Consider the following 1,224-nt stretch of genomic DNA (forward strand, 5'->3'; position numbering starts at 1 on the left):
AAGTTGTCGCATCAAAAAAGGATACAATAAAAGATCCTACATATAAATATAGAATAGGTTTGTTGAAGGCTAATATTGATAATTGTTATAAAATCTATAACAAAAATTTTAAGGATAATAAATTGTTATTAATAAAATCCTTTGGATATCGAAATCCGCAGAAAGATGATCTTATAAAATTATATTCTTATAGGAATAGTAAAATTCAAGAGTTAAAAAAAGCTATTACCACAACGGAATATAATAGAATTATTAATACCTGTCAAAATTGTACAATCAATGAGGCTAGGACAATGGATCATTTGCTACCTAAAGAAGATTTTCCAGAATTTTCAATTCATCCACAAAATTTGTTTCCCTCGTGCAGTGTTTGCAATGGCCATAAAAGTACTAATTATGTCAAAGATGGTAATCCTTTATTTCTTAATTTATATTTAGATCGCTTACCCCAAAATCAATATTTATTTGTAGATGTAAAAATTAATCTTCGAAAAAAAAATATTACTGCTAATTTTACATTACATAATGATGGTAGCATAAATAAAGAGTTTTTTGATGTCATTGAAAGCCATTATTCAAGATTATATCTTCTCAGTAGGTTTTCAAACAATTGTAATGATATAATTTCAGAACTAAAAAATACAATTAGAGCAAGTATTGAGGAAGGCGTGACGCTCAGTACAATCGTTAAAATTATTAAAAGAAAATGTGACAAAGATAGAGCACATTTGGGAGTAAATCATTGGAAAATTGTGCTAACAGAAAAACTTATAGAAGAACCACGATTTTTTAAATTGACTTAATTATATCTTTTCATTTTATGCAGTTCCAATGTGAAAATTGCCTTTAAGAATAGGAAATTAGTATTTTATCTAATCTATATAATATCAGATTGTATTATTATTTTATATAAATCTTTGGTATGTTAGGGTTATCTATTCTTGAGAGATTTATATCGTTTTGACTATATTCACTAGAATTAGAAGTTGGGCATTAGCTGAGTACAGTCCTACAGATGAAGAAATAGAATTTACAGACAAGTTTATTATATTTTTCTCTCATCCAGGATTATTTCCACTACTTGTTAATTTTATTTTTCTCTTATACAAAATTAATTTATCAGGATCATCACTTTTAAATATACCAAAGCCTCCTCTTTTATATCTTATTGTTAAAAAACTATTATATATTCTGATGTTCAAGAAATCAGTAAGTTCTTTTTTC

The 1,224-nt window shown here is 26.1% G+C and carries 1 protein-coding gene; it reads left to right on the plus strand.

What is annotated here, in order from left to right; translation table 11 throughout:
- Window positions 1-803: hypothetical protein (locus DD829_RS23630; RefSeq protein ID WP_116547840.1), on the plus strand; the 803-nt coding region annotated here is incomplete at its 5' end.
- Window positions 804-1,224: the final 421 nt, after the last annotated feature.

Source organism: Chryseobacterium sp. HMWF035 (genome assembly GCF_003094695.1).
GTDB lineage: Bacteria > Bacteroidota > Bacteroidia > Flavobacteriales > Weeksellaceae > Chryseobacterium > Chryseobacterium gambrini.